This is a genomic window from Photobacterium japonica (genome assembly GCF_050337005.1).
Taxonomy (GTDB): Bacteria; Pseudomonadota; Gammaproteobacteria; order Enterobacterales; family Vibrionaceae; genus Photobacterium; species Photobacterium japonica.
This window is the reverse complement of sequence record NZ_JAKJSN010000016.1, coordinates 43,746-69,308: the sequence shown is the minus strand read 5'-3', so window position 1 is coordinate 69,308 and position 25,563 is coordinate 43,746. Positions and strand designations below refer to the sequence as shown.

Annotated in this window: 25 protein-coding genes; 10 read left to right on the top strand and 15 right to left on the bottom strand. The window is 52.0% G+C overall.

Annotated features, from left to right (window positions below; translation table 11 throughout):
* Positions 1 to 103: 103 nt before the first annotated feature.
* Both L4C36_RS07205 and L4C36_RS07200 read left to right on the top strand, forming a co-directional pair.
* The gene (locus L4C36_RS07205) at positions 104 to 1,597 is read left to right on the top strand and encodes a NarK family nitrate/nitrite MFS transporter (protein WP_428477121.1); all 1,494 of its coding nucleotides are present in this window, start codon (positions 104 to 106) and stop codon (positions 1,595 to 1,597) included.
* Between the two features lie 34 nt (positions 1,598 to 1,631).
* On the top strand, positions 1,632 to 3,488 hold the full coding sequence (locus L4C36_RS07200) for a bifunctional protein-serine/threonine kinase/phosphatase (RefSeq protein ID WP_428477120.1): 1,857 nt from the start codon (positions 1,632 to 1,634) through the stop codon (positions 3,486 to 3,488).
* Positions 3,489 to 3,609: 121 nt separating this feature from the next.
* Here the strand turns inward: L4C36_RS07200 and cls are convergent, their stop codons facing one another.
* Positions 3,610 to 5,067 (bottom strand): cardiolipin synthase, encoded by a 1,458-nt coding sequence (gene cls, locus L4C36_RS07195; RefSeq protein ID WP_428477119.1) that lies wholly within the window; start codon positions 5,065 to 5,067, stop codon positions 3,610 to 3,612.
* 157 nt (positions 5,068 to 5,224) lie between these two features.
* Between cls and L4C36_RS07190 the strand changes: the two genes are divergently transcribed.
* The 3 genes from L4C36_RS07190 (at position 5,225) to L4C36_RS07180 (ending at position 7,388) form a co-directional block, all read left to right on the top strand.
* The gene (locus L4C36_RS07190; RefSeq protein ID WP_428477118.1) at positions 5,225 to 5,938 is read left to right on the top strand and encodes a TIGR01621 family pseudouridine synthase; all 714 of its coding nucleotides are present in this window, start codon (positions 5,225 to 5,227) and stop codon (positions 5,936 to 5,938) included.
* A gap of 257 nt (positions 5,939 to 6,195) precedes the next feature.
* Positions 6,196 to 6,405: a hypothetical protein gene (locus L4C36_RS07185; RefSeq protein ID WP_428477117.1), complete on the top strand. Its 210-nt coding sequence runs from the start codon at positions 6,196 to 6,198 to the stop codon at positions 6,403 to 6,405.
* Positions 6,406 to 6,449: 44 nt separating this feature from the next.
* On the top strand, positions 6,450 to 7,388 hold the full coding sequence (locus tag L4C36_RS07180; protein WP_428477116.1) for a class I SAM-dependent methyltransferase: 939 nt from the start codon (positions 6,450 to 6,452) through the stop codon (positions 7,386 to 7,388).
* A gap of 98 nt (positions 7,389 to 7,486) precedes the next feature.
* Here L4C36_RS07180 and gspS2 read toward each other — a convergent pair whose 3' ends face one another.
* The 4 genes from gspS2 to L4C36_RS07160 all read right to left on the bottom strand — a co-directional run bounded on the left by gspS2 (position 7,487) and on the right by L4C36_RS07160 (position 9,352).
* Positions 7,487 to 7,876, bottom strand: a complete 390-nt coding sequence (gene gspS2 / locus L4C36_RS07175; protein ID WP_428477115.1) for a type II secretion system pilot lipoprotein GspS-beta — start codon at positions 7,874 to 7,876, stop codon at positions 7,487 to 7,489.
* A 78-nt stretch (positions 7,877 to 7,954) separates the two neighbouring features.
* The gene (locus tag L4C36_RS07170) at positions 7,955 to 8,254 is read right to left on the bottom strand and encodes a YciI family protein (RefSeq protein ID WP_428477114.1); all 300 of its coding nucleotides are present in this window, start codon (positions 8,252 to 8,254) and stop codon (positions 7,955 to 7,957) included.
* A gap of 145 nt (positions 8,255 to 8,399) precedes the next feature.
* Complete coding sequence (gene yciA / locus L4C36_RS07165; protein ID WP_428477113.1) at positions 8,400 to 8,798, bottom strand: acyl-CoA thioester hydrolase YciA; 399 nt, start codon at positions 8,796 to 8,798, stop codon at positions 8,400 to 8,402.
* A gap of 14 nt (positions 8,799 to 8,812) precedes the next feature.
* Positions 8,813 to 9,352, bottom strand: a complete 540-nt coding sequence (locus L4C36_RS07160; protein WP_428477112.1) for a septation protein A — start codon at positions 9,350 to 9,352, stop codon at positions 8,813 to 8,815.
* A 245-nt stretch (positions 9,353 to 9,597) separates the two neighbouring features.
* Here L4C36_RS07160 and L4C36_RS07155 point away from each other — a divergent pair, with 245 nt between their 5' ends.
* Entirely contained in the window at positions 9,598 to 9,945 is a 348-nt protein-coding gene (locus L4C36_RS07155) for a hypothetical protein (protein ID WP_428477111.1), read from the top strand.
* Between the two features lie 103 nt (positions 9,946 to 10,048).
* Here the strand turns inward: L4C36_RS07155 and L4C36_RS07150 are convergent, their stop codons facing one another.
* The 8 genes from L4C36_RS07150 to L4C36_RS07115 all read right to left on the bottom strand — a co-directional run bounded on the left by L4C36_RS07150 (position 10,049) and on the right by L4C36_RS07115 (position 19,281).
* Positions 10,049 to 11,284: a dicarboxylate/amino acid:cation symporter gene (locus L4C36_RS07150; protein WP_428477110.1), complete on the bottom strand. Its 1,236-nt coding sequence runs from the start codon at positions 11,282 to 11,284 to the stop codon at positions 10,049 to 10,051.
* Between the two features lie 332 nt (positions 11,285 to 11,616).
* Positions 11,617 to 12,420: a tryptophan synthase subunit alpha gene (gene trpA, locus L4C36_RS07145; RefSeq protein ID WP_428477109.1), complete on the bottom strand. Its 804-nt coding sequence runs from the start codon at positions 12,418 to 12,420 to the stop codon at positions 11,617 to 11,619.
* Entirely contained in the window at positions 12,420 to 13,610 is a 1,191-nt protein-coding gene (gene trpB / locus L4C36_RS07140) for a tryptophan synthase subunit beta (protein ID WP_428477108.1), read from the bottom strand. Before trpB ends, trpA begins: the two co-directional genes overlap by 1 nt.
* Before the next feature lie 14 nt (positions 13,611 to 13,624).
* Positions 13,625 to 14,995: a bifunctional indole-3-glycerol-phosphate synthase TrpC/phosphoribosylanthranilate isomerase TrpF gene (gene trpCF, locus L4C36_RS07135; protein WP_428477107.1), complete on the bottom strand. Its 1,371-nt coding sequence runs from the start codon at positions 14,993 to 14,995 to the stop codon at positions 13,625 to 13,627.
* On the bottom strand, positions 14,995 to 16,008 hold the full coding sequence (gene trpD / locus L4C36_RS07130; RefSeq protein ID WP_428477106.1) for an anthranilate phosphoribosyltransferase: 1,014 nt from the start codon (positions 16,006 to 16,008) through the stop codon (positions 14,995 to 14,997). Before trpD ends, trpCF begins: the two co-directional genes overlap by 1 nt.
* A gap of 45 nt (positions 16,009 to 16,053) precedes the next feature.
* The gene (locus tag L4C36_RS07125; RefSeq protein ID WP_428477105.1) at positions 16,054 to 16,659 is read right to left on the bottom strand and encodes an aminodeoxychorismate/anthranilate synthase component II; all 606 of its coding nucleotides are present in this window, start codon (positions 16,657 to 16,659) and stop codon (positions 16,054 to 16,056) included.
* Positions 16,660 to 16,669: 10 nt separating this feature from the next.
* Positions 16,670 to 18,271 (bottom strand): anthranilate synthase component 1, encoded by a 1,602-nt coding sequence (locus L4C36_RS07120; RefSeq protein WP_428477104.1) that lies wholly within the window; start codon positions 18,269 to 18,271, stop codon positions 16,670 to 16,672.
* Positions 18,268 to 19,281: a 3-deoxy-7-phosphoheptulonate synthase gene (locus L4C36_RS07115; RefSeq protein ID WP_428477103.1), complete on the bottom strand. Its 1,014-nt coding sequence runs from the start codon at positions 19,279 to 19,281 to the stop codon at positions 18,268 to 18,270. The genes L4C36_RS07120 and L4C36_RS07115 overlap by 4 nt, the downstream gene beginning before the upstream one ends.
* Before the next feature lie 343 nt (positions 19,282 to 19,624).
* Here L4C36_RS07115 and rnm point away from each other — a divergent pair, with 343 nt between their 5' ends.
* The 3 genes from rnm to rluB all read left to right on the top strand — a co-directional run bounded on the left by rnm (position 19,625) and on the right by rluB (position 22,545).
* The gene (gene rnm, locus L4C36_RS07110; protein WP_428477102.1) at positions 19,625 to 20,518 is read left to right on the top strand and encodes an RNase RNM; all 894 of its coding nucleotides are present in this window, start codon (positions 19,625 to 19,627) and stop codon (positions 20,516 to 20,518) included.
* Complete coding sequence (locus L4C36_RS07105; RefSeq protein ID WP_428477101.1) at positions 20,515 to 21,135, top strand: L-threonylcarbamoyladenylate synthase; 621 nt, start codon at positions 20,515 to 20,517, stop codon at positions 21,133 to 21,135. The genes rnm and L4C36_RS07105 overlap by 4 nt, the downstream gene beginning before the upstream one ends.
* 165 nt (positions 21,136 to 21,300) lie before the next feature.
* A complete protein-coding gene (gene rluB / locus L4C36_RS07100; protein ID WP_428477100.1) occupies positions 21,301 to 22,545 on the top strand; it encodes a 23S rRNA pseudouridine(2605) synthase RluB in 1,245 nt (414 codons plus the stop codon).
* A gap of 109 nt (positions 22,546 to 22,654) precedes the next feature.
* On the opposite strand, the gene L4C36_RS07095 is transcribed toward rluB, so the two are convergent.
* On the bottom strand, positions 22,655 to 23,416 hold the full coding sequence (locus tag L4C36_RS07095; protein WP_428477099.1) for a YciK family oxidoreductase: 762 nt from the start codon (positions 23,414 to 23,416) through the stop codon (positions 22,655 to 22,657).
* A 104-nt stretch (positions 23,417 to 23,520) separates the two neighbouring features.
* Between L4C36_RS07095 and sohB the strand changes: the two genes are divergently transcribed.
* Positions 23,521 to 24,582: a protease SohB gene (sohB, locus tag L4C36_RS07090; protein ID WP_428477098.1), complete on the top strand. Its 1,062-nt coding sequence runs from the start codon at positions 23,521 to 23,523 to the stop codon at positions 24,580 to 24,582.
* Between the two features lie 118 nt (positions 24,583 to 24,700).
* Here the strand turns inward: sohB and L4C36_RS07085 are convergent, their stop codons facing one another.
* Positions 24,701 to 24,946, bottom strand: coding sequence for a YciN family protein (locus tag L4C36_RS07085; RefSeq protein WP_428477097.1), 246 nt, complete (start codon positions 24,944 to 24,946; stop codon positions 24,701 to 24,703).
* Positions 24,947 to 25,563 lie beyond the last annotated feature (617 nt).

The following is a 25,563-nucleotide window of genomic DNA, read 5'->3' as shown; positions in this document are numbered from 1 at the left end:
TTTTAGTTTAAGTCCATGATTATAAATGGATGTAATAATGCGTTTTGATCTGGCATGTAACGTGCATTAACTACGTTAGTCATCAATAAGGAGGGTGAAGTGTATGTCAGAGAGAAGTGCGGTGTCAGAGAAGGACACATTCAATCTGTTTTCTTTTTCGGGGAAAATGAAAATCCTGCATTTAAGCTGGTTCGCATTTTTCATTACCTTTTTCGTGTGGTTTAACTTTGCGCCCTTGTTGCAGTCGGTGAAGGCCTCCTTGGGGCTGACCACGGCAGAAATCAAAACCCTGTTGATCCTCAACGTAGCTTTTACTATCCCTGCACGGGTGGTGATTGGCATGCTAACGGACCGATACGGCCCCAGACTGGTGTACACAGCGCTGCTAGCGATTTGTGCGATCCCGTGTTGGGTGTTCGCCTTCTCGGACAGCTTTGTTCAAGCGGCGATTGCCCGTTTTGCGTTGGGGTTGATCGGAGCCGGGTTTGTGGTGGGGATCCGACTGGTCTCGGAATGGTTCCCGCACAACGAACTGGGCACCGCCGAAGGTATTTACGGGGGATGGGGTAACTTTGGGTCGGCAGCGGCAGCTTTTACCTTGCCCACTTTGGCAGTGTGGTTAGGCGGCGAGGATGGTTGGCGTTATGCCATGGCGATCACCGGTGCCATGAGTCTGCTGTTTTCGGTGATCTTTTATCGCAATGTGCAAGATACGCCACAAGGCGCGACGTATTTCAAGCCCAAAGCAGTAGGGGCGATGGAAGTTACGTCAAAAGGCGATTTCTTCTTGTTGCTTTTGATGAAAATTCCGATGTACGGCGCGTTGGCGTTACTGACATGGAAGCTGTCACCGAGCGGGGTGGGGTTACTCAGCGAGACCGTTGAAATGGCGTTATATGCAGGCTTGGTCGTTGTTTATTTGTATGAAGTGCGTCAGGCCTGGCGGGTGAATAAAACGGTTTTTTCTGCCCCTGTGGCGAAAATCCACCGTTATTCGTTCAAGCAAGTGGCCATTTTAAATGTGCTGTATTTCGCCACCTTTGGTTCCGAATTGGCCGTTGTGTCGATGCTGCCGTTGTTCTTTGCAGAAACCTTCACGTTATCGCCTGTCGTGGCGGGCATGGTCGCGTCGGCTTACGCGTTCATGAATCTAATGTCGCGTCCGGGTGGCGGTTGGCTGTCTGATAAGTTTGGTCGTAAACCGACGCTGTTGATCTTAACGGCAGGGTTGGCGGCAGGGTACTTCTTGATGGGGCAGGTTGATGGCCAATGGCCGCTGTGGCTTGCGGTGGTAGCAGCGATGGTGTGTTCGTTCTTTGTTCAGTCGGGAGAAGGGGCGGTGTTTGCCACCGTGCCCCTGATCAAACGCCGTATGACCGGACAAATTGCGGGCATGACGGGGGCTTACGGTAACGTGGGGGCAGTGTGTTACCTCACCCTATTATCGCTGGTGGAGTACCAGACGTTCTTCTATGTCATCGCAGGCACCGCCGTTGTGGGCTTTGTGACCTTGCTGATGATGGAGGAGCCGGCCGGGCAAATCGCAGAAGTGAATGATGACGGCAGCATCACATTGATCGATGTCGCCAAATCCTAAATGTGGGTTGTATAGGGGCGCAGGAGGGACGGTAGTGATCATTGAAGAGGTGCTGGCCAATAATCGCTATGGCTTAGTGGTGTCGGCTGGGGGGCACTCTTGCGCGGGTAAACGCGCTATAAATCAGGATGCATTTGCAGTGAAGATCCCGCAGCAAGCGCGGGAGTACACGCAAAAAGGCGTGGTCGCCTGTGTGGCGGATGGCGTCAGTGGGAGTCAGTATGCCCAGCAAGCCAGTCAGATCACCGTGACGCAGTTCATTGAAGACTATTACGCCGCGCCTGCGACATGGGGCGTGCGGCCAACGGTCAGTAAAATTTTGCATGGCCTGAATCAATGGTTTTATCACCAAGGCCAGCAGCGAGACTTTGCCTATGAAGGGTCGGTTACGACATTTTGCGCGGCGGTGATCAAATCGAATACGGCCCACATCATGCATGCGGGTGACAGTCGGGTGTACCTGTTTCGGCGGGGGCGTGCGCAAGGGAAACGTCAACTGCGTTGTTTAACCCAAGATCACCGGCGTCGGCAATACGGCGGACAGTATATGCTGACACGCGGATTAGGGATGGACTCGCATTTAGAGGTGGATTACCAACAACTGCCATTGGAAGTGGGTGATCAGCTGATTTTTACCACCGACGGCGTGCATGATGCGTTCGCTAACGAGGCTCAGTTCACTGCGGTGCTAAACGCGGCGCAATTAAACACCGTCGCGGTAAATAACCGAGCAGAAAAGCAGGCGCAGTACGTGGTGAATGCGGCATTGAAGGGGGAAGTAGATGGCGTCTATACCCATGAATACGCGGTTAAAACGGCGAAGAAAAAGTCGCCGCCGACGGTTCAGGATAACGCCACCTGCGTGATTGTGAACGTGGAGGCATTGCCCGAGTGGGGGACGGATGAAATGCTCAATGCCTTGTTGCAACGGGTGATCCCGCCAGTGTTGAACGTTGGGCAGCGGTTGGATCATTACACGATCACCGAGGTGGTGCACAGCGGATCACGCAGCCACGTGTATCAGGCGGTCAGTGACAAAGACGGTCAACGGTATGCCTTAAAAGTGCCCTCGCTGCACTTTGCGGAGGATTACGTGTATCTGCAAGGGTTCATCCGCGAGGGGTGGGTGGGGGCGCAGATCCGGCACCCTCAAATTTTGCGTATTTATTCGGATTCATGTGCGTCTGCGTTTTTGTACCACGTCTGCCAGTGGGTCGAGGGGATCACGTTGCGCCAATGGATGGCGGCGCATCCCAATCCGCCTTTGGCGGCGGTGCAGCGGCTGGCGCAAGGGATGATCAAAGCGGCGAGGGCGTTGCAACGCCAAGGTATCGTCCATCGGGATTTGAAGCCGGAAAACATCATGATCACGGCCGATGAGACGGTGATGATCATTGATTTAGGCACGGTACAGGCCGACAGTTTTAACGATGATACCGGTGCATTGCTCAGTGAAAGCGTGCCGGTAGGCGATAAAAAATACCTCGCCCCCGAGTGCGGCATCGGGCAAAAAGCCACGGTGCAGTCAGATCTCTTTTCTATCGCCGTGATGTGGTATGAGATGTTATCGGGGCATTACCCATATGGTGGCACCGCAGAAAAAGCGGCGTTCAAGCGGCCGAAAGACAGTCGGGAGTACTCTCCTATCAGGCATTATCGGCATGATCTGCCCATGTGGGTGGATGTGGTGTTGTGTAAAGCCTGTCATCCTCAAGCCGAATGCCGGTATGTCGCGTTGTCAGAATGTATTGCAGATTTCACCCACCCCAGCACCGCCGTACTTGAAAAGGCAAAGCGCCAGCCGTTACCGCTGACCGCGTCGCTAACGTTCTGGAAGCTGCTCTCTTTGGGATTATTTGTCATTGTTCTTATTCAATGTTTCTTGCCGTAAAGCACATTGCTCGCAGGCTCAAGGCTATCTCAATGATGGCAAAGAGGTCGGATATAGAGCGTTTGCGCCCATACAAGCATGGGCGCATTGTTAATGTGTGCAGGGAAATCGTCGCAGATACTTACAGTAGCGGGCTGAACATATAGAAGAACTGTTCAAACAGCTTATTGGTGATCGAACGATCATGCCAAGTGCTGCCATCCACTTGATGGGAATCGGCGATGTACTGCTGTTGAAGCCAACTGAGTTGCTGGGTAAATTCGGCGTTATCCACGGCGAGCGTGACTTCAAAGTTGAGCCACAAGCTGCGCATATCCAAATTGACCGTGCCAATCAAACAGTGATTCCCATCAATCACCACCGATTTGGTGTGCAGCAAGCCCCCTTGGAAGCGGTGAATACGCACGCCAGCAGTCAGCAATTCTGAGAAGAAAGAGCGGCTGGCCCATTCCACCATCAAGGAATCGTTCTTATCGGGGATCACGATGTCGACCAAAACCCCACGCTGCGCCGCGCCTTTCATCGCATGCAGCAAGTTCTCACTGGGAATGAAATACGGGGTGGTGATCACCACGCTTTCACGCGCTTGATAAATACTCAGTAGCAAGGTTTGATGAATAATTTCATCCGGCATGCCGGGACCCGATGGGATCACTTGGATCATATCGGTGGCATTGACCGCACTGGGAAATGGGCAATCCGGTACCATTGGCAGATGACGCTCGCCAGTCTCCACTTCCCAGTCCCATGCTTGGATCGCATTCAACACCTGCACGGTTGGGCCCGTCACCCGTACCATCACATCAATCCATTGGCCGACACCCGCATCGGTTTTGAAATAGGCCGGATCGACCATGTTCATGGAGCCCGTGTAGGCAATGTTGCTGTCGATGACGACAATTTTGCGGTGCTGGCGTAAATCAAGCCGGCGCAAAAACATACGCATCGGACTGACCGCCAAGGCTTCCGTAATATGGATGCCTGAATGACGCATCAGTTTCGGCCAGTGAGAACGGAAGAAACGCATACTGCCTGCCGCATCCAATAAAATGCGCACGGTGACGCCCCGTTTGGCGGCCATGATTAAAGCGGTGGCTACTTCATCGGCCAACCCGCCAGGGTGCCAAATGTAAAACTCCATATGAATGGCAGATTGTGCTTCGTGAATATCGTCAACCATGGCGCGTAAAATGGTTTGTGGTGAATCTTGCAGGGACAGGGTGTTGCCACTGAGGGCGGGGATGCCGAGCCGATTTTCACACAGATCGTTGATAGGGCGGGCATGTTCGCTCATCAGGTGGGGTTGGTGCCCCGGGCAGTCCGTCAGGCCTTGGAACCAGTTTTCATAGGGTTGAAACATGTCTTTGGCCCGTTCGGCCCGTTTCTTTCCGAGGTTCAGTTCGCCAAACAGGATATAGGCGAAGACACCGCCGATGGGAATGATGTAAATGATCATCAGCCACGCAAGAGAGACCCCAACGACTCGCCGTTTGAACACGACACGCATTGTGACCGCTGCAATCAGTAACCAGTAGAGAAACACGCCGACCCAAGTCAGTACTTGATAAAACTGTTCCATTCACGTTTGCTATTTTGGTGACATATCTATCTATTTTGCATTGAAATGGTAGGAATACCAATGAATTCTCATTGGGTTGGTCGTTTTGTGAAGGTGGCGGTTGGGTATATACTGCGCGTGTTTTCGCTAAACGTTTTTTGAAAAATAGAGATCCCCTATGTTTACTTTGGTTTTCCAGCACCCTGATTTTCTCGTGATCGATAAGCATCCGGGGATCAGCGTCCATAAAGACGACAACGAACAACCGCTGTTGGCGGAAGTGGCCCGTCACACTGGGGATGAAAAACTGTATTTGATCCACCGCTTAGACAAAATGACCTCAGGGTTATTGTTGCTGGGGCGGCATCATGAGGCAGCATCATTGTTGTCTGCTAACTTCGCGCAACGGGTTGTTGAAAAATACTACTTGGCGATTGGCACGAAGAAGCCAAAGAAAAAACAAGGCATTGTGGTGGGTGACATGACGCGCTCACGCCGCAGTAGCTGGAAGCTGGAAACGAGCCGTGAGAATCCGGCCATCACGCAGTTTTTCTCGACCACCGGTGGTGACGGGCGCCGTCTCTTCTTGTGTAAACCACACACGGGTAAAACCCACCAAATTCGTGTGGCGTTACGCAGTGTGGGGTCGGGGATCACGGGCGATGACATTTACGGCTGTGAAGCGGCGGATCGGGGGTATTTGCATGCCTACGCGCTGCGTTTCCCGTATTTGGGGGAGCAATGGCAGTTTGTTTGCCCGCCGACACGCGGTGAACTGTGGCAAGGCGATGCAGTGAAAGCCGGTTTAGCCGAGTGGCAAACACCGTGGATGCTCAATTGGCCAGCGGTGCCGGGGAAGAGCAAACAAGGTCAAACCGACGCCGAGAAATAAAGGGCGAGTCGCGTCTGTGCGGATAAAACGGTACTGGGTGATAAATAACCACACGGTTTCTTTCGTGGTGATAAAAACACCGGTTTTTGCATTGTTAGCGTATGAAAATAAGCCTTACTGATAATAATCGCGGTAAACGCGGGTTTTCTCCGCCTTATTTTTGATTAATCGCGTTTTTATTGGCCACAAGGCATTAACCCATGGATGAAGATCACCTATAATGCCCGTCTAGGATACCACCTAGATCGAGGAAAACCATGCGCCTTACCCGTTCTGTATCGCTACGTATGCGATTAAAGAAAAAAAAGAATAAAACGCGTTTTTGGGGGCTGGCGTCATTTCGTCGACATCGTAAACTGGTTAAACAACGTGCGCGCCGCCAGCATCAGGCGCGCATGCAAGCCGAATATGTGCTGCTAGCTAGCCACCGTCTTCCTGAGCAAGAACAGCTAAAATTGATCGCGTGAATGCGTGCGTCATCCTATCCACATTAACTAAATGCAGTATCGTGATGGAAATTAGTGCACTACCTACTCTTGAGCAACACTTGATGGCTGCGTTGGCGACACCGCCAACGGAAGTACGCCGACTTTTTCATGGCCGTGGTCGTTGCTGGCCGGGCTTAGAACAATTGACGGTTGACTGGTTATCCGGTCAAGTGTTGGTGTCTTTGTTTAAAGAGCCCTCAGACGATTTTCTGGCTGAATTGCACCGTGTGTTGAGCACTCTGGCAGCATCGCCAGTATGGCAACAGTCGGGTGCTTCGGCCTTGTTACTGCAGCACCGTGACCGTGAAGGCTCACCGCTAGAGGTGTTGTGGGGCGAGAGCCGTGATTATCAGGACGTGGTAGAAAACGGCCTGACGTTCAAGCTGGATCTGGGCCGTAAGCAAAATAACGGCTTGTTCTTGGATATGCGTTTAGGCCGAGAGTGGGTGATGAAGCACGCCGAAGGCAAACGCGTATTGAACCTGTTTGCTTACACGTGTGGTTTTTCCGTCGCGGCGATTACGGGTGGTGCCGAGCACGTGGTGAACTTAGACATGGCAAGAGCGGCACTGAGCCGTGGCCGTGACAATCACCACTTGAATCAGCATGACCTGTCGAAAGTGAGCTTCTTGGGCCATGAGCTGTTCAAGTCGTGGGGCAAAGTGCGCAAGCTGGGTCCGTATGACATGATCATTATCGACCCGCCGTCGTTCCAGAAGGGCAGCTTTGCGCTGACGAAAGACTACCAGAAAATTCTGCGTCGTTTGCCTGAGTTGCTGACAGCCGAAGGGCAAGTGGTGGCGTGTGTGAATGATCCGGGTGTGTCGTCGTCGTTCTTGATTGAAGGCATGGCCACAGAAGCCCCAGAACTGCATTACCAGTACCGTCTGGATAATCCACCTGAATTTAAAGACATCGATCCGGAAGGCGGCTTGAAGGTATTGATCTTCGATCGCCAGTGATATGGTTGTTACCCCATAAAAAAACGCCAGCTATGTATGCTGGCGTTTTTGTTTGTGCTGTTTCAGTGTTGCTGATCACGTAACCGGAATAGGCACCATCAATTTGTCAGGGTGCTACATACTTCTGTATTGACTGGCTGGCTCACCATTGGGCGGCCTCGCATGTCGATGATCACAATGTTGTAGTCCACGCCCTCACTCACGATAGGGGTTAACTCGTCATTATTACAGTAGTTGATTGCGGCATTTTTTGCGGCGATGGTCGGTGCGGTATTCCCTCCGCCGCCGTACAAAATGGTGATTTCGACCACGTTCTCACGTGCTTTCGCTTTCATGATTTGATATTGGTCGATTTTCTCATACGGGGCTTTGCTGTTAATGGCCGTCGCGCGCATCTTCGCCAAGTTTAGCACGGCATCGTCGTCACCATTGGACGCACAGCCTGCCAACAAGGTGACGGCCAAAAGCGCGAGTGTTCGTTTTAGCATGCGGGTATCTCTGTCGATAGTTACGATAAAAGTCGTTGAATAGACCGTTTTATATTCAAGGCGTTCCCGAAGCGACGCTTACGGCAGCACTTTTTTGAACGGCTTCACGATCACTTTTTCGTAAACACCGGCTTCAATGTACGGATCGGCATCAGCCCATGCTTGTGCGTCGGCCAATGAGTTGAATTCCGCGATCACGGTTGAACCGGTGAAGCCGGCTTCTCCTGGGTTGTCACTGTCGATGGCAGGCATCGGACCGGCAACCAGCAGGCGACCTTCTTCTTGTAAGGCACTTAGGCGGGCCAAGTGTTTTTCACGGACACTTAAGCGGCGCTCAAGGCTATTGTCGACATCTTGAGAAAAAATAACGTACCACATGTGACATGTCTCCTTGGTACTCGCAGGCCATGGTGGATCAAGAGAAGGGCGCTGCGAATGCAAAATCAATAAGGGATGAGAAGGGTTACATACTAATTCAAAAAAAACGCCCTAACTAGCGGTTAGGGCGTTTGGCCTGTATTTGTTAGTCTTTTTTAACCGGACGGGGACGACCATTGCTGTCGATTGCAACATAGTTGAAGGTTGCTTCACAGACTCGGTAACGGTCACCCACACCGTCGATGGCAACAGGTTTTACCCACACTTCCAAGGCCACACTCATTGAGGTGTTGCCAATGCGGTTGCATTCACCGTAACAGCACACGACATCACCCACTTTGACAGGCGCTTTGAATGCGATGCTGTCGACGGAAACGGTAACGACACGGCCGCCAGAAATTTCTTTAGCCAAAATCGCACCGGCTAAATCGAGTTGGGACATGATCCACCCACCAAAAATATCACCATTGGCGTTGGTATCGGCTGGCATAGCAAGGGTACGTAGCAATAGTTGCCCACGCGGGATAGTATTTTCTGCAGTCATGGGACGACTCTGTCTTATTCTGAATCGGATTCTTTAGGCAAATGGTGGTAGATATAGCCGCCAGTGGCAAGGGTGAACACCAAGGTCAGACCTAATAAGCCAAAGACTTTGAAGTTTACCCAGACATCGAGTGGCAGGCGAAAAGCAATATAGACATTCACGCATGCACATACAATGAAAAACAGCGCCCAAGCGGTATTTATGCGCTGCCAAACGTGTTCTGGCAGTTGGATCTCATGGTTTAACATGCCTTTGATCAACGGCTTACCCAGGTATTGACTGACCAATAACCCCATCGCAAACAGTGCATAAATGATGGTGACTTTCCATTTAATGAAATTGTCGTCATGCAAATAGAGCGTCAGTCCGCCGAACACGGTGACCATAACGAGGGTAACCAGCTGCATCTTCTCGACTTTCTTATACAAAAATCCTGTCACCATCACTTGCACCATCGTGGCAGCAATTAAGGCGCCAGTGGCGACGAAAATGTCATGGGTTTTATACAATACGAAGAAAATAATGAGGGGGATGAAGTCAATGAGTTGTTTCATTGTAACAACCTCTTGGGTGAAAAAAGAGTGCCATCATACAGGGTTATTATGTGATGCCAATCACGTTTTACCCAGTGTCAATGCTGGGATGCAGAGAACATGGTGACGTATCATCGTTGCATGTTAGTACACAATATCATCAGGATACCTCCACGATTGAGAACATTCAGTCCTTTAATGCATGAGTGTTTGTGTGTTTTTTGTTCTACTAATGCCTGACGTTATTATGGATGATGAGGTGGCGTATGGATGTCGTTCTCGCGATATTCGTGTTTATGTTTTTTACCGTGTTATCGATTAAGCTGGCGGCGAAGTTGCTGGATGTCGACAGCCCAGGCGCAGGCTTGTGTGTGTTGGCGACGATATTATCGGCCGTAGTGAGCGCGGTACTGATTGTGTTTTCAGGGGCGGGCGTGATCGCTGCGGTCGTTTCCTTTTTCGTTACAGGGGCGGTTTATACCTTTGTTTTTGGTGTCAATGCGATCGTCGGGTTTGTACTGGCAGGGGTTTCGATGGCGGTGCAGATGGCGTTCATTATTGCTGCCGTGATGGTACTGGGTTTCTCGTTGGGCGGATTGGAACAACTGGTGTAACGCTGCCTATTCGCCAAGGCATGTGCAAGCTATGCCTGTAAAAGCACGCCCGTCAGACGGGCGTGATAGGCAAAGAGAGAGAAAAAACCCGTAGGTGATGTGCTTATTTCTGTGACGTTTCTTGACGGGTGTTGATGCTATCAATGATCACGGCACAGGCCGCATCGCCCGTAATGTTCAATGCGGTGCGAATCATGTCAAAGATACGATCGAGCGCGAACAGCAGTGGCAGGCCTTCAATGGGGATCCCTGCCGCTAACAGCACGGCGACCACCAAGAAGGACGGTCCCGGCACGCCGGCTTGCCCGATAGCCCCTAATGTTGCGGTCAAGATGATGGCAATATAAGCGGTCATATCTAAATCGACGTGGAACAGTTGCGCGAAAAACACGGCAACCAAGCCGTAGTAAATGGCATTACCACTCATGTTGATGGTCGCCCCTAGCGGCAGAACAAAAGCGGCAGTGGCATTTTTTACGCCGAGTTCTTCTTCACACACTTCCATCGTAACGGGCAGCGTGGCCATGGAGGAGGCTGTCGAGAGCGCCACGGCTTGTGGCTTTTTCATCGCAGAGATGAACGCACGCGGTGAGGTGTTACTGAAGAGTTTGACCAGAGCCGGGTAGAACAGGAACCCGTAAACAAGAATAGCGATCACGTACACCACAAACAGCTTTAAGACCACTTCAAGGGCTTTGAACCCAAAGGTGCCGACCGCATCGGCCATCAAACCAAAGACCCCCAACGGTGCGACTTTCATCACCACATTGATCATCCAAACCATGGCATCGACGATGGCATTGATCCCGTTGAGTAACGGATCACGGCGTTCTTTTTCCAGTTTGGAGAGCGCAATGCCAAGGAACAGGCAGAAAACAAGAATTTGGAGGATATTGGCTTCGGTGAGTGACTGAAAGATATTCGTGGGGATCATGCCTTCCAGCGTCGCCCAAAACGTGGGCAGATCGCCTTTATCCGCATAGGCATTGGAAAATAGCCCTTCGACACCTTTCACATCTACGCCGACCCCTGGTTCAAACACTTCCCCCATGAACAAGGCCAGCCCGACCGCGACTGCTGAGGTGAGGCCAAAAAAGCCTAAGGTGGCGACCCCGACTTTCCCCGCAGAGTGACTGCTGCCCAGACCGGCAGCCCCTGAAATGATGGCGACAGCGATCAATGGTATCACTAACATTTTGATCAAATGAATGAAAATGCTGCCGAGTGGGGCGAAAATACTGGCGTCATGGCCCATGAGTACGCCGACCACGGTGCCGATACACATGGCAATAATGACCTGCACACCAATATTACCGAATACGCCTTTTTCTTTTAACACGGTGTGTACCTCAGTTGTGCTTGTTGCTCGTTGAAGTGTTATTGGGTTTTTATTTTGTAATTATGTGAATGATCAACCCAATATGTTGCCTTTTTGTTTTACCCGCAAGTCTACGCAGATTCAATGGTTAATTGAAGTATTTATCAAGTGTGTATCGGTTGAGTGACAATTCACTCACATTTTTGTGATGTGGATTTATGTGACAGCATGCAGGCTGAGGTGCGAGGTGCGAGGTGCGAGGTGCGAGGTGCGAGAGCAGGGAGAGGAAAAGAAAAAAGGAAAAGGGCACAGTGGCCCTTTTTCATATCGTGATGTTGGAGGTCAGTAAGTGGTTAGCGCGTGGCGGCTTTCATCTCGCTGATAAAGGTGCGCATGTTGGCTAACAGTGCGGCTTCATCATTCAGATTATTTTCAATCACTTTGACGACCGCAGAGCCAGAAATCGCCCCTGCAGCACCGGCTTCAATGGCTTCTTTTACCTGCGCCGGTTCGGCAATCCCAAAGCCCAGCAATGCAGGGGGGGCTTGATGGGCTTTTAAGCTTTCAAGCAGTGGGCCGATCGGCATACCGGCTTTGGTTTCAGTACCTGTGACCCCTGCGCGTGAAAGCAAGTAAGTATAACCACCGCCGTACTGTGCGACGGTTTTCAAGGTGGCTTCATCGGCATTGGGTGGCGCAATGAAGATAGGGTGAATACCGTGCTTTTCAGCGGCAACACGAAATTCAGCTGACTCTTTCACGGGCACGTCAGCGACCAGCACGGAATCGACCCCAGCGGCGGCACACTGCTGATAGAACGCATCCACACCGTTAGCAAACACCAAATTGGCATACATTAATAGGCCAATGGGGGTGTCCGGGTATTTGGCTCGTACTTTTGCAATCAGATCAAAACAGATGGTGGGCGTTGTGCCGGATGTTAAGGCACGGATACTCGCGCTCTGAATGGTCGGGCCATCGGCTAATGGGTCGGAGAAGGGGATCCCGAGCTCCAGTGCATCGGCACCGGCATCGACCAGAGTTTCAATGATCGTGAGGGAGAGCTCAGGGTTGGGATCGCCGATGGTAACAAACGGCACAAATGCACCTTCGTTGTTGGCGGCTAAACGGGCAAATTGTGCTTGATAACGATCCATTACAGCGCTCCTTTTGCTTCTAGGATGTCATGAACAGTGAAGATATCTTTGTCGCCACGACCGGAAAGGTTCACGACTAAGAGCTGTTCTTTGTCAGGGTTGGCTTGGATCATTTTCAGTGCATGGGCCAGTGCGTGTGCCGACTCTAAGGCTGGAATAATCCCTTCGTTACGGGCTAAGGATTGGAAAGCATCCAGGGCTTCATCATCCGTGACCGCTTCATAGGTGGCGCGACCGATGGCATTCAAATGAGCGTGCTGTGGGCCCACTGACGGGAAGTCGAGACCGGCAGAGATGGAATACGACTCTTCCACTTGCCCGTGCTGGTCTTGCATCAATGGGGCTTTCATGCCGAAGAAAATACCCAGTTTGCCGTGCTTCAGTGGCGCGCCGTGCATGTCGGTATCCAGTCCTTTACCGGCCGGTTCAACCCCAATCAAACCGACGGATTTTTCTTCAATGAAGTCGGCAAACATACCAATGGCATTTGAGCCTCCTCCGACACAGGCGATCACTGCATCGGGTAGTCGACCTTCTTTTTCGAGGATCTGCGCTTTGGTTTCTTCACCGATAATGTGCTGGAATTCACGCACAATGGTCGGGAACGGGTGTGGCCCCGCGGCGGTGCCGAGCAGGTAATGGGCAGTGTCATACGTGGCAGACCAGTCACGCATGGCTTCATTACAGGCATCTTTCAACGTGGCAGAACCCGAATGCACAGGGATAACTTCTGCGCCCATCAGTTTCATACGGAACACATTCGGGCTTTGACGTTCAACGTCTTTCGCGCCCATGTATACGCGGCATTTCAGGCCCAGTAATGCACAGGCCAATGCGGTCGCAACACCGTGTTGACCCGCGCCAGTTTCTGCGATGATTTCATGCTTGCCCATGCGTTTGGCCAGTAAGGCCTGACCCAGAACCTGATTGGTTTTGTGTGCGCCGCCGTGCAACAGATCTTCACGCTTGAGGTACAGTTTGGTTTTCGTGCCTTTGGTCAGGTTTTGACACAGGGTCAGGGCAGTTGGGCGACCGGCATACTCTTTGAGCAGCGTCATAAATTCTTGCTGGAAGGCTGGGTCTTGCTGGGCATCAACGAAAGCGGCCTCAAGCTGATCCAGTGCTGGCACGAGAATTTGCGGGACGTACTGTCCGCCAAATTCACCAAAGTAAGCGTTAATTTTGCTCATAGTCTGTTTAGTCCTTAATACTTTCTGATAGCCGCAAATGCCGCTTTCAATTTTGATGAATCTTTTTTGCCCGGCGCACTTTCGACACCAGAATTCAAATCTAACCCTTTACAGCCGATGTGAGCGGCGTCCATGACGTTGTCGGGTGTCAAACCACCCGCCAGCATGATACGTTGGCGATCTGCTGCGGGGATCAGTTGCCAGTCAAAGGCAATACCGGTGCCGCCAGACTGTTGACCCACTTGGGTATCTAACAGGTGACGATCCACATCCCATTGCGCCAGTTCTGGCACGGTGTCGCTGACCCCGTGGGCTTTCCAAATCTCACATTCGACAGGCAGTTGTGCTTTCAGTCCCTGCACGTAGTCCGGGGTTTCGTCACCATGTAACTGAATGGCGGACAGTGACAGGGCGTGCGCGGCTTTGATGATGGCATCCGGATCGGCATTGCGGAACACACCGACGTATTGCAGAGGTGCACCGCTCATGATCATACGGGCTTGCTCGATATCAACCTGACGCGGTGAGCCAGACACAAAGATCAGCCCGCCGTAAACCGCCCCGCTTTGATAGGCGGCGGCTGCATCATCGGCATGGGTCAGGCCACACACCTTGTTGTCGCCGAGCAGTACACGGCGAACCGCGCGCTCAATGTTGTCTTCGGCCATCAGTGAGCTGCCAATCAAAAAGCCATTGGCGTAAGCGGCTAAATCACGCACCTGCTGGTGGGTGTAAATGCCGGATTCAGAAATCACAATGGTGCCTTCCGGCAGTTTTGGTGCCAGCTGCTTGGTACGGTTGAGATCGATGCTGAGATCACGCAGATTACGGTTGTTGATGCCAACCACTTTGGCGTTCAGGGCGATAGCACGTGTCAGTTCCTCTTCGTTACTCACTTCGGTCAGTACGCCCAGCTGTAAGCTGTCTGCCAACGCGGCCAATTCGCGGTATGTGTCATCATCCAAGACAGACAGCATCAACAGGATGGCATCGGCCTGATAATGGCGAGCCAGATAGACCTGATACGGGTCAATCATGAAATCTTTGCACAATACCGGCTGGGTCACCTGACGGCGTACCACGGGGAGAAAGTCAAAGTTACCCTGAAAATACTTCTCGTCGGTCAGCACGGAAATGGCATTGGCGTAACCGTTATAGACGGCGGCGATGGCATCTAAGTTGAAGTCCTGACGGATCAGCCCTTTGGACGGGGAGGCTTTTTTGCACTCCAGAATGAACACGGCATTGTCGCTGGACAGGGCATCGTAAAAGGAACGATCGCTAGGGGTTAGCGTATCGATGAAGCTGTCCAGTGGTTGTTGCTGTTTACGCGCGTCAACCCACAGGCGTTTATCGGCGACGATTTTGGCTAATACGGTTTCCATTATTGACCTCGTGCAGCAAGTTGGCTGACCAGCGCATACGCCTTGCCGGATTGCATCACGGCAAGGGCTTGCTGGGTGTTGGCTTTCAGATCCTCTTGTCCGAACAAGCGCAGCAGCAAGGCCACGTTGACGGCGACGGCGCCCATTTGCGCGTCGGTGCCTTTGCCGGTGAGGATGTTGGTGATGATGGCGCGGTTTTCTTCCGGCTCACCGCCTTTAATGGCTTCCAACGGGTGGCTCTCTAGCCCAAAATCCGCCGGCGTTAGGGTGTATTCTTTGATTTCTCCATCAATGATTTCTGCGACGGTGGTTTCACCGTGAATGGCGACTTCATCCAAGCCGCTGCCGTGTACGACGGCCGCGCGCTTCATGCCCATGGCTGCCATGGTTTCCGCAATTGGGCGGACCAAAGCATTGTCGTAGACGCCCATCAGTTCGATATTCGGGCGGGCAGGGTTGATCAAAGGGCCCAGCACGTTAAAGATGGTGCGGGTTTTCAGGGTTTGTCTCACGGGCATCGCGTGGCGAACACCACCGTGGTACTCCGGTGCAAATAAGAAGCAAACACCCAGTTCGTCTAATGCTTCGCGCGCGGTTTCCGGTGCCATTGCCAAATCAATCCCGAATTTATCGAGCAGATCCGACGAGCCTGATTTGCTTGATACGCCACGGTTGCCGTGCTTGGCGACTTTCACCCCGCAGGCGGCCGCCACAAACGCGGCCGTGGTCGAAATGTTGATGGTGTTCGCGCCGTCACCGCCTGTGCCGACGATATCGGCAAAGTCATAGTCAGGGCGAGGAAACGGGTTGGCGTTGGCCAGCAGGGCTTTCGCGGCACCGGCGATTTCCGCGGGGGTTTCGCCTTTAATTTTCAGGGCCGTCAAAATGGCCGCCAGCGCAATGGGATCGATATCGCCTTTGATGATGGCATCAAACAGCGTCTGGCTTTCGTCTTGGCTCAGTGCTTGCTGGTCATACAGCTTGTTGATGAGCGTTGAGATGGTCGCATCCATAATTCTTATCCTTGTTAAAGTGTCGTCGTGAATACCGTCATACGATTATTGGGAGGACGACATGACCCATGCCAGCGTGTTGGTCAGCAGCTGGGCTCCTTGGGTCGTGAGAATCGATTCAGGGTGGAACTGGTAGCCACACACACGATCGTGGTCGTGTGTCACTGCCATTACCAGGCCATCGACATCGGCAATCACACGTAGATCGCTTGGCACATCTTGCGCGATCAGCGAGTGGTAACGGGCAATCGACAACGGACTGGCGAGATCGCCAAACACCGGATGGTGGTTGTGGCGCATCATGGCCGATTTGCCGTGCACAATGTCACCGGCACCCGACACGGTACCGCCGTAGGCTTCCACAATGGCTTGATGGCCGAGGCAAATACCAATCATCGGCACTTTGCCGCGCAGGCGAGTGATCAATTCCGGCATGCAGCCGGCTTCCGCTGGCGCGCCGGGCCCAGGAGACAGCACCAGCACCGGTTTGGCGTTGTCCGCGATGGCGTGGTCAATGGCGGCTTCTACGTGTGCAGCACTTAAGCTATTGCGGTACACCGTGACCGAACACCCGAGTGTGCGAAACTGATCCACCAAGTTATAGGTAAAGGAATCAAAGTTATCGAGTAAAACAATATGTGGTTGCGTCATGGGGCGTCCTTTACCGTTTGGGGGGGCTTGTTGCCGCGCCCATGGCGGGCATACTGTGGGCCGAACGAATGGCATTGATCACGGCTTGCGCTTTGCTGCGCGTTTCATCGGCTTCGGCTTGTGGCACCGAGTCATAGACGACACCGGCACCGGCTTGCACACTGGCGATACCGTTCTCGACGTAGGCTGAGCGGATCACAATGCAGGTGTCCATGTCACCTTGACCGGTCACATACCCCACGGCACCGCCGTAGGTGCCACGACGACGTTGTTCCACATCACGGATCAATTGCATCGCACGAATTTTCGGTGCACCGGTGAGTGTGCCCATGTTCATGCAGGCTTGGTAGGCGTGCAGCGCATCCAGATCGCCACGCAGTTGGCCGACGACACGTGACACCAAGTGCATCACATGGCTGTAGCGATCCACTTGCAGCAAATCGGCCACATAGCGGGTGCCCGGCTCACTGATCCGCGCCACATCGTTACGGGCCAAGTCCACCAGCATCATGTGTTCGGCGTTCTCTTTCATGTCGCTGCGCAGTTCCAGCTCAATGCGGCCATCTAAATCCAAGTTAATCGAGCCATCGGCATTTTTACCGCGTGGGCGTGTACCGGCGATCGGGTAGATTTCGACTTGGTTGCTGTCGGTGCAGTATTTCAAGGCGCTTTCAGGAGAGGCACCAAACACGGTGAAATCCGCATCTTGCAGATAAAACATGTACGGGCTTGGGTTACCAACCTTCAGCGCTTGGTAGGCGACCAAGGGGGACGGGCACGGCAAGGTAAACTGACGTGACGGCACCACTTGGAACACATCGCCTTTGATCACGTGTTGCTTGAGGTCGACGACCTGTTGGCAAAACGCTTCATCACTGATGCTGGTGGTGGGCTCACACTCAGCCAGTAATTCCGCGGCCGGTAAGGGTTTAGGTGCTAAACAGGCTTCTTTGATGTGTTGCAGGCGGCGACTGAGTTCAAAATAGCTGGCAGTGTATTGATCGCCACCAAACAGGGTCGCTTGCAGCTTGCCTTTGCGGCGTTGGTGATCAATCACCAACAAGGTTTCGGCAATGTAAAACAGGTAGTCAGGACATTGGTTGTCTTGAGCGACCGCCGGTAACGGCTCGAAGCTGTCGACCACGTCGTAGGCAAATAAGCCGCCTAAGAACAGCGCTTCGCGAGGCTGACTGGTGAGATCAAATGCGTGTTGGATCATGCGCAGCGCATCAAATGACGAAGGCTCACGTAATCGGCTGTCTTCATCCAATGCGCGTTCGGCGGTGGGGAAATGTAAAATCAGGCACGCTTTCTCTCGCTGAACGGCAATGCCGTCTGCGATCTCATTTTCCAGCGTTTGCAGTACGTTGAGGCCATTATCGGTTAAGGCTTCCAAGCGCACTTGCTTGCCCCGACAGACAATGCGTACCGCCGCATCAATCAACATCAGGCTTTTCAGATCTTGCTTGGAGTCGATTTCCGCCGACTCCAACAGCAAGTTATGTGGGCGGTTGCCGCAGACGGAGTAGTACAACTCCGTCGGCTCCGCCACGTAAGGGACATCCAGGCTCAGCAGCTCCAGCTTGCCAGTGCCTAAAGGGGTAGTGTTCACAGCGTTCTCCCTGCCGCTTCAACAAACGGTTTTAGCTCTTGCATCAACTGCTCAAACATCGGACCGGTTAATGCTTGGTGACCGTCAGACAATGCCTCACACGGGTTAAGGTGTGATTCAACGATAATGCCATCAGCGCCCACCGCCGCAGCGGCACGTGATAGCGGGATCACCAGTTCACGCACACCCGTACCGTGGCTTGGATCAACGACAACCGGAAGGTGTGTACGTTGTTTTAAGTAAGCGACGGCATTTAAATCCAATGTGTTACGTGTGGCTGTCTCATAGGTGCGGATACCTCGCTCACACAGGATAATGTTTGGATTTCCTGCATCATAGATGTATTCCGCAGCTAAAAGCAGCTCCTCGATAGTGGCTGAAAGTCCGCGTTTGAGCAAGACCGGTTTTTGGCTTTCGCCGACGGCTTTAAGCAGGGCGTAGTTTTGCATGTTACGTGCGCCGATTTGGAGGCAGTCAACGTACGCACACATGTCCTCCATTTGACTCACTTCCATCACTTCCGACACCGTGGGGATGCCATGTTGCTCACTGGCCAGTTTGAGCAGTTTTAGCCCTTCTACGCCCATGCCCTGAAAATCGTACGGGCTGGTGCGGGGTTTGTAAGCGCCGCCACGCAGGGCCACGGCACCGTGTTGCTTCACGACTTCGGCTACCGACAGGAGTTGTGCTTCTGATTCCACCGAACACGGGCCGGCAATCACGGCGAACTTGTCACCGCCTACGCTGGCATTGCCAAAGCGAACAACCGTGTCATGGGCTTGTACTTCGCGGCTGACCATTTTGTACTTGGTCAGGATCGGTTTGACGTTTTCGACACACGGGTAAGCATCAAGGTGAAGTTGTTCCAGCACACGCTCATCGCCTAATGCGCCGAGAACGATGCGTTCGACACCCGGCATGTAAAGCGGCTTCAGGCCCGCTGTTTCAATGCGCGTTAAAATTTCTTTGGCTTGTGCTTCGGTAGCGTTGGGCTTGAGGACGATGATCATGGCGTTTTCCTTTTAAGTCGTTGGCGCTCGCCGTCGTGGCCGGGTCAGGCGCTGAATTTGGCTGTTTTTCACTGATTGTTGGTGTTTTCTCTGACGATTTTTTCGCCGTTCTGGTTGTTCAGGTATAAAAAAGCCCGCAAGGTGCGGGCGGGAATTATCTGGCTCGAGGCACAGCATACTCCACAACCCGCGTTGCGTGGTGCCACCACCAAGAAAATAAAGCGCAGAGTGAATGAGGAATTTGCTGTAACATGTAAATATCCTGTAACGTGAATACATCGTGATACCGAGTAATTACGTACTAGTAAACTAGTTCACAAAACCAAAGTCAAGAATTTAATTTATGTTGTTTGATTTACATACCCACACCACGGCGTCGGATGGGCGTTTGACGCCAGAAGAACTGGTGGCTCGCGCCGTAGAGCGCCGAGTCGATGTACTGGCCATTACGGACCATGACACCGTCGCAGGTTTGACGGCGGCAGAGGCTGCGATTGCAGCACAAAATTTGCCAATAACTCTGATCAAAGGGATTGAAATATCGACACTTTGGCATAATTTTGATATTCACATTGTCGGTTTGCAGATCGATCCCGAACATCCTGCGTTGGTCACATTGATTGAAGCGCAGGCGACCCGCCGCGCCGCGCGTGCCGAATTAATGGGTGAGCGGTTAGAGAAAAATCGTATGCCGGGCGCGTTGGCAGGGGCCAAAGCGATCGCCAATGGCGCGACATTAACCCGTGCCCATTTTGCCCAGTGGATCGTCGAACAGGGCTATGCCAAGAACATGCAGGCCGTGTTTAAGCAATATTTAACCCGCAATAACCCGGGGTATGTTCCGCCGGATTGGTGCGCCATTGCAGAAGCGGTGGACGTGATCCACCAAGCGGGGGGACAAGCCGTATTGGCCCACCCTGGGCGCTATAATATGACCGCGAAATGGATTAAGCGTTTGCTCGCCGCGTTCAAAGAAGCGGATGGGGACGCGATGGAAGTGGCATTGCCACAGCAAGCACCGGTCGAACGCCGCGTACTGGGTGACTATGCCATTGATTTTCAGTTATTGGCTTCACAGGGCTCTGACTTTCACTATCCTTCACCATGGACCGAGCTGGGACGTAATCTCTGGTTACCGAAAGGCGTGACTGAGGTCTGGCATGAGTGGACAGTCGAGAAGAAGCGCATTGACGAAGAACAGCCTACGGGCCACCCACTTCCGACGGAGGAAGAATGAGTCAATATTTTTATATGCACCCAGAAACACCACAAGTGCGTTTGATCAATCAGGCCGTGGCGATCATTCGTGACGGCGGTGTGATTGTTTACCCGACCGATTCCGGCTATGCACTGGGCTGCCAGTTGGAAAATAAATCCGCTTTAGAGCGTATCTGTCAGATCCGCCGTTTAAACGATAAGCACAACTTTACGTTACTGTGCCGCGACTTATCTGAGCTGTCGGTGTATGCACGGGTCGATAATGTGGCGTTCCGTTTGCTGCGTAACAACACGCCGGGCGCGTACACGTTTATCTTTAAAGGCACCAAAGATGTGCCGCGTCGTTTAATGAACCCGAAGCGTAAAAGTATCGGTATTCGTGTGCCGGATAACGCCATTGCGTTGGCGCTGCTGGAAGCCTTGGGTGAGCCGATGATGTCGACCTCATTGATCTTGCCGGGCAATGAAACAACAGAGTCTGATCCTGATGAAATCCGCGATCAATTGGAACATGCGGTGGACTTGATCATCAATGGTGGGTATTTAGGTGAACAGCCAACCACGGTGATCGATTTCAGTAATGATGAGATGGAAATTGTCCGTGTTGGTGCGGGTGATCCTATACCGTTTGAATAATCCACGATCCGTGGCCATTATCACACGGGGTGTGGAATATCATCGTGCTTCACCGTGTTTTTGGTGGTAACTGCAGCCAGCTTTTGGCATAATCCGCCGTCGCTTTAAGATGGCTTAAAGTGCGATGATATTTCGACGCCTGTGAAGGCGACAAAGGTTTGTCTTATGAGTGAAAAATTACAAAAAGTTCTGGCCCGTTCTGGCCAGGGTTCTCGCCGTGAAATCGAATTGATGATCCAACATGGTCGCGTCAGTATCGATGGCAAAGTCGCTAAGTTGGGTGACCGTCTGGAAGATTTGTCTGTCAATGTACGTATTGATGGCCGCAATATTCAGATGATCTCGTCTTCAGATGAAGTTTGCCGTGTAATGGCTTATAACAAACCTGAAGGTGAGCTGTGTACTCGCCATGATCCGGAAGGTCGTCGCACGGTATTTGACCGTTTGCCTCGCCTGAGTGATGGTCGTTGGGTCTCTGTTGGTCGCCTTGATGCGAACACCGGCGGTTTGTTGCTGTTCACCACCGATGGTGAGTTAGCAAACCGTTTGATGCACCCAAGTCGTCGCGTTGAGCGTGAGTACATGGTACGTGTCTTCGGTGAAGTGAACGAAGAAATGGTACGTAATCTGGTTCGCGGTGTTGAACTGGAAGACGGCATGGCCCGTTTTGAAGACGTGGTTTATGCGGGCGGCGAAGGGATGAATCACACGTTCTACGTGATGATCACCGAAGGCCGTAACCGTGAAGTTCGTCGTCTGTGGGATTCACAGGGTGTAACAGTAAGCCGCCTGAAGCGTGTGCGTTACGGTGACATCTACCTGACCAAAGATCTGCCTCGCGGTGGATGGATGGAGCTTGAGCTGAAGGAAGTGAACTACCTGCGTGAGACGGTTGAGCTACCGCCTGAGACTGAAACGTTGTTGACCGTTGAAGGTCAAAAGCGTAAGCGTGGTGTTCGTCAGATCCGTCGTGCGGTACGCCGTTTCGAAGAGCGTTTGAGCGAAGAACCGCGTGGCCGTCGTGGTCGTCAAGATCCACGTCGTTCATCAAGCCGCACGGCAGAAGCGGATGTGGCTGCGCAAGAGCAAAAGCCAGCACGTCGTCTACCTGCAGTGGAAGATACGCGTCGTAAGCCAGCGGGTGATGCACGTCGCAAGCCGTCAAATGACGATACGCGCCGTAAGCCAGTCGGTGATGCACGTCGTAAACCGTCAAATGATGATACGCGCCGTAAGCCAACCGGTGATGCCCGCCGCAAGCCGTCGAATGACGACACGCGCCGTTCATCGGGTGAAGATACACGCCGTAAACCCAATGCTGAAGGCGCACGCCGTAAGCCATCAGGTAACGCTGTGAATCGTCGCAATCCGCTGAAGAACAAGCCAGCGAAACCGCGTACACGTAAGTAAGTGTCGAGAATAATGAAAAAGCAGCCTAAGGGCTGCTTTTTTTATGTCTGTCTTTTCTCTACGAATATCCGTTTATCTATCTGTTTATTCGTTCACAAAAAAAGAAGCCTTATTTTGCTTCGCCGGCAGGGCGTTTTGGTTGCGCATCAATGCACTGACCATTCACGTCACGGCTTTCAGGGCCCATCAGGTAAAGGTACAGCGGCATGATCTCTATCGGTGTCTTCAACAGTGTCGCATCTTCGGCTGGGAAGGCTTTGGCACGCATGCCTGTCCGTGTGCCGCCTGGGTTAATTGCATTGACGCGCACAGGCGTGTTGGCTAATTCATCCGCCACCACTTGCATCATGCCTTCAGTGGCAAATTTAGACATCGCGTAGGCGCCCCAGAAAGCACGACCGTGATGACCCACCGTGGATGAGGTAAAGATAATGCGGCCATCTTGCGCTTTTTTGATCAACGGAATAATGGCTTGTGTGAGCAGAAACTGGGCTTTCACGTTGATTTGCATGACTTCATCAAATGCGCCTTCATCCATTTGATCAAACGGGCTCAACACACCTAACACGCCAGCGTTGTGCAGTACACCGTCAAGGCGACCAAATTGGCCTTCAATGGTGTCGATCATGTCTTGATAGTTCTGCTTGCTGGCGCCCATGAGATCCATCGGAATAATGGCGGGCTGCGGGTAGCCAAGGGCATCGATTTCATCATAAATCGCTTCCAGTTTGGCGACGGTGCGGCCGAGCAAAATTACCGTGGCCCCATGTGCTGCATAGCTGATGGCAGCCTGACGACCAATGCCTTCCCCGGCACCCGTGACAAGAATCACTCTCTCTTTCAGTGAGTTTTCAGCGATTTGATAATCCACGCTTTATTTCCTTATTGGTTTTTTTGTTTTCCTATTGTATTGCCATAGCGATACAGGTGACAACGTGGTTACAATAGGTCGATGCCAAAAATGAGGACTCAACATTGGATTTTTTGTTTGATTATGGGCTATTCCTAGCCAAGATTGCCACGGTGGTGATCGCGATTGCTGCCATTCTGATCATTGTGAAAGGATTGAAAGACCATCACGGTGCATCGAAAGGTGAGCTAGAAGTGACGGATTTGACTGAGCAGTACAAGCATACGGTGTCTCAACTTGAGTCCCACTTGTTTGATAAACCGCTGATTAAAGCGCGTGATAAAGCGGAAAAGAAAGCGGATAAAGAGAAGAACAAAGCGCGTCAAAGCGAAGTGAAAAAAGCCGCGAAAGAAGGGGATTTATCCCATTCGCGTGAGCCGCGTTTGTTTGTTTTAGACTTCCACGGCAGTTTGGATGCGCGTGAAGTGTCGGCATTGCGTGAAGAAGTGACGGCTATTTTGGCCATCGCGATAGAAGGCGATGAAGTGTTGCTGCGTTTGGAAACGGGCGGCGGCATGGTACACGGTTACGGCTTGGCCTCGTCACAATTGGCGCGTTTGAAAACGGCGGGTGTGAAGCTGACGATTTCGGTCGACAAGGTTGCGGCCAGCGGGGGCTATATGATGGCCTGTGTGGCAGACAGCATTATCTCTGCCCCGTTTGCGATTGTGGGTTCCATTGGCGTGATCGCACAGTTGCCTAACTTCAACAAATTGCTGAAGAAAAACGACATCGAATTTGAACAAGTGACGGCGGGTGAATTTAAGCGAACGCTCACGATGTTCGGTGAAAATACCGATAAAGCACGTGAAAAGTTCCAAACTGAGATTGAGGAAACGCACGGTTTGTTTAAAGATTTCATCGCAGAACACCGTCCAAGTTTGGATCTTGAAACCGTGGCGACCGGTGAGCACTGGTTCGGTAAGCAAGCCTTGTCATTGGGGCTAGTGGACGAGATTGGTACCAGTGATGATTTCATCAGCCAAGCCTGTAAAGACCGTGATGTGTTGCAGGTACGCTACGTGCAACGTAAAAAGCTGGCAGAGAAGCTGGCGGGTGCAACGGGTGAAGCGGCCGATAACCTACTGATGAAGTGGGTGAGCCGTGGTCAGCGTCCTTTCATGTAAATGAAGGGAGGTGAGCCGTAGACGCTCGTGGCATGGCGTTATCGCCGGAAGAAAAAGACACAGCCCCGCCTTTGGTGGGGCTGGTGTTTTTGCGGACGGGCAACCGCCGCAATACCGTTTATGCTAGCGTGAATTCTGGTGACAATTTGTGCGCCAAAAACTTGAACATATTGAACACGGCCGTGGTTTTTTCTGTTGGTAGGCCCTCTTCATTGAGGAAGTATTCCCCTTTGAAGATCAGTACCCCATCACGTTCTTCAACCGATGTCGCACGCATGCCATCTAGGTAGCTTTCGTGGTCTTGGATAAGTTGATTGGCAATTAAAAGCAGATTGTCTGGGCTAATGGTTGTTTTGTTGCTCATGAGTGTCTCAATGTCCATAGTGTTATCCGGATAAACCCCGGACCGGTGGCAAATAGTGTAAGTAACTTCTGAGAGGAAGACAATTGTGTCAAAGGGAGCACGAGTTGACGAAAAGGTGTGAGAAAAATTGTACAAAGAGTAGTTCACTAACCCCTTGAAAAGTCATAATTCTGTGAGCAATGGCAAAAAATAGCTGTTTTTTATAGTCAAATTGCCGACGAGGTGGTAATCATTAGCGCCCATTGGGACCGAGAAAAGGCGGTGACGGTGCTCTCTATATAGAGGGAAGGGGATAAGGAAGTCTGAGGAAGGGCTTGCTTCATGGCCATTATTTCTGTTTAGATGCCTGCTGTAACCAAGTATTAACAAGTGGAGAAGGGACAACCAAACAGTCTCTATTTGTTAAAAAGCAGTTGACCTTCTAGGATTGTAGCCCAATATGTAAATACCAATCTCATTACGTAACGTGTCAGCTTGCCGGTGTTCTCACCCCTGTTGTGAGCCTCGCTTTGAAGCGTTACGTAATCAGTTTGGTGTACCAGCTTGCCGTGCTACCTTGAGTTTCTTGCGTGCAACTGTTTGTTTTTATTTTTTATTTTTTGTGAGCACGAGGACGT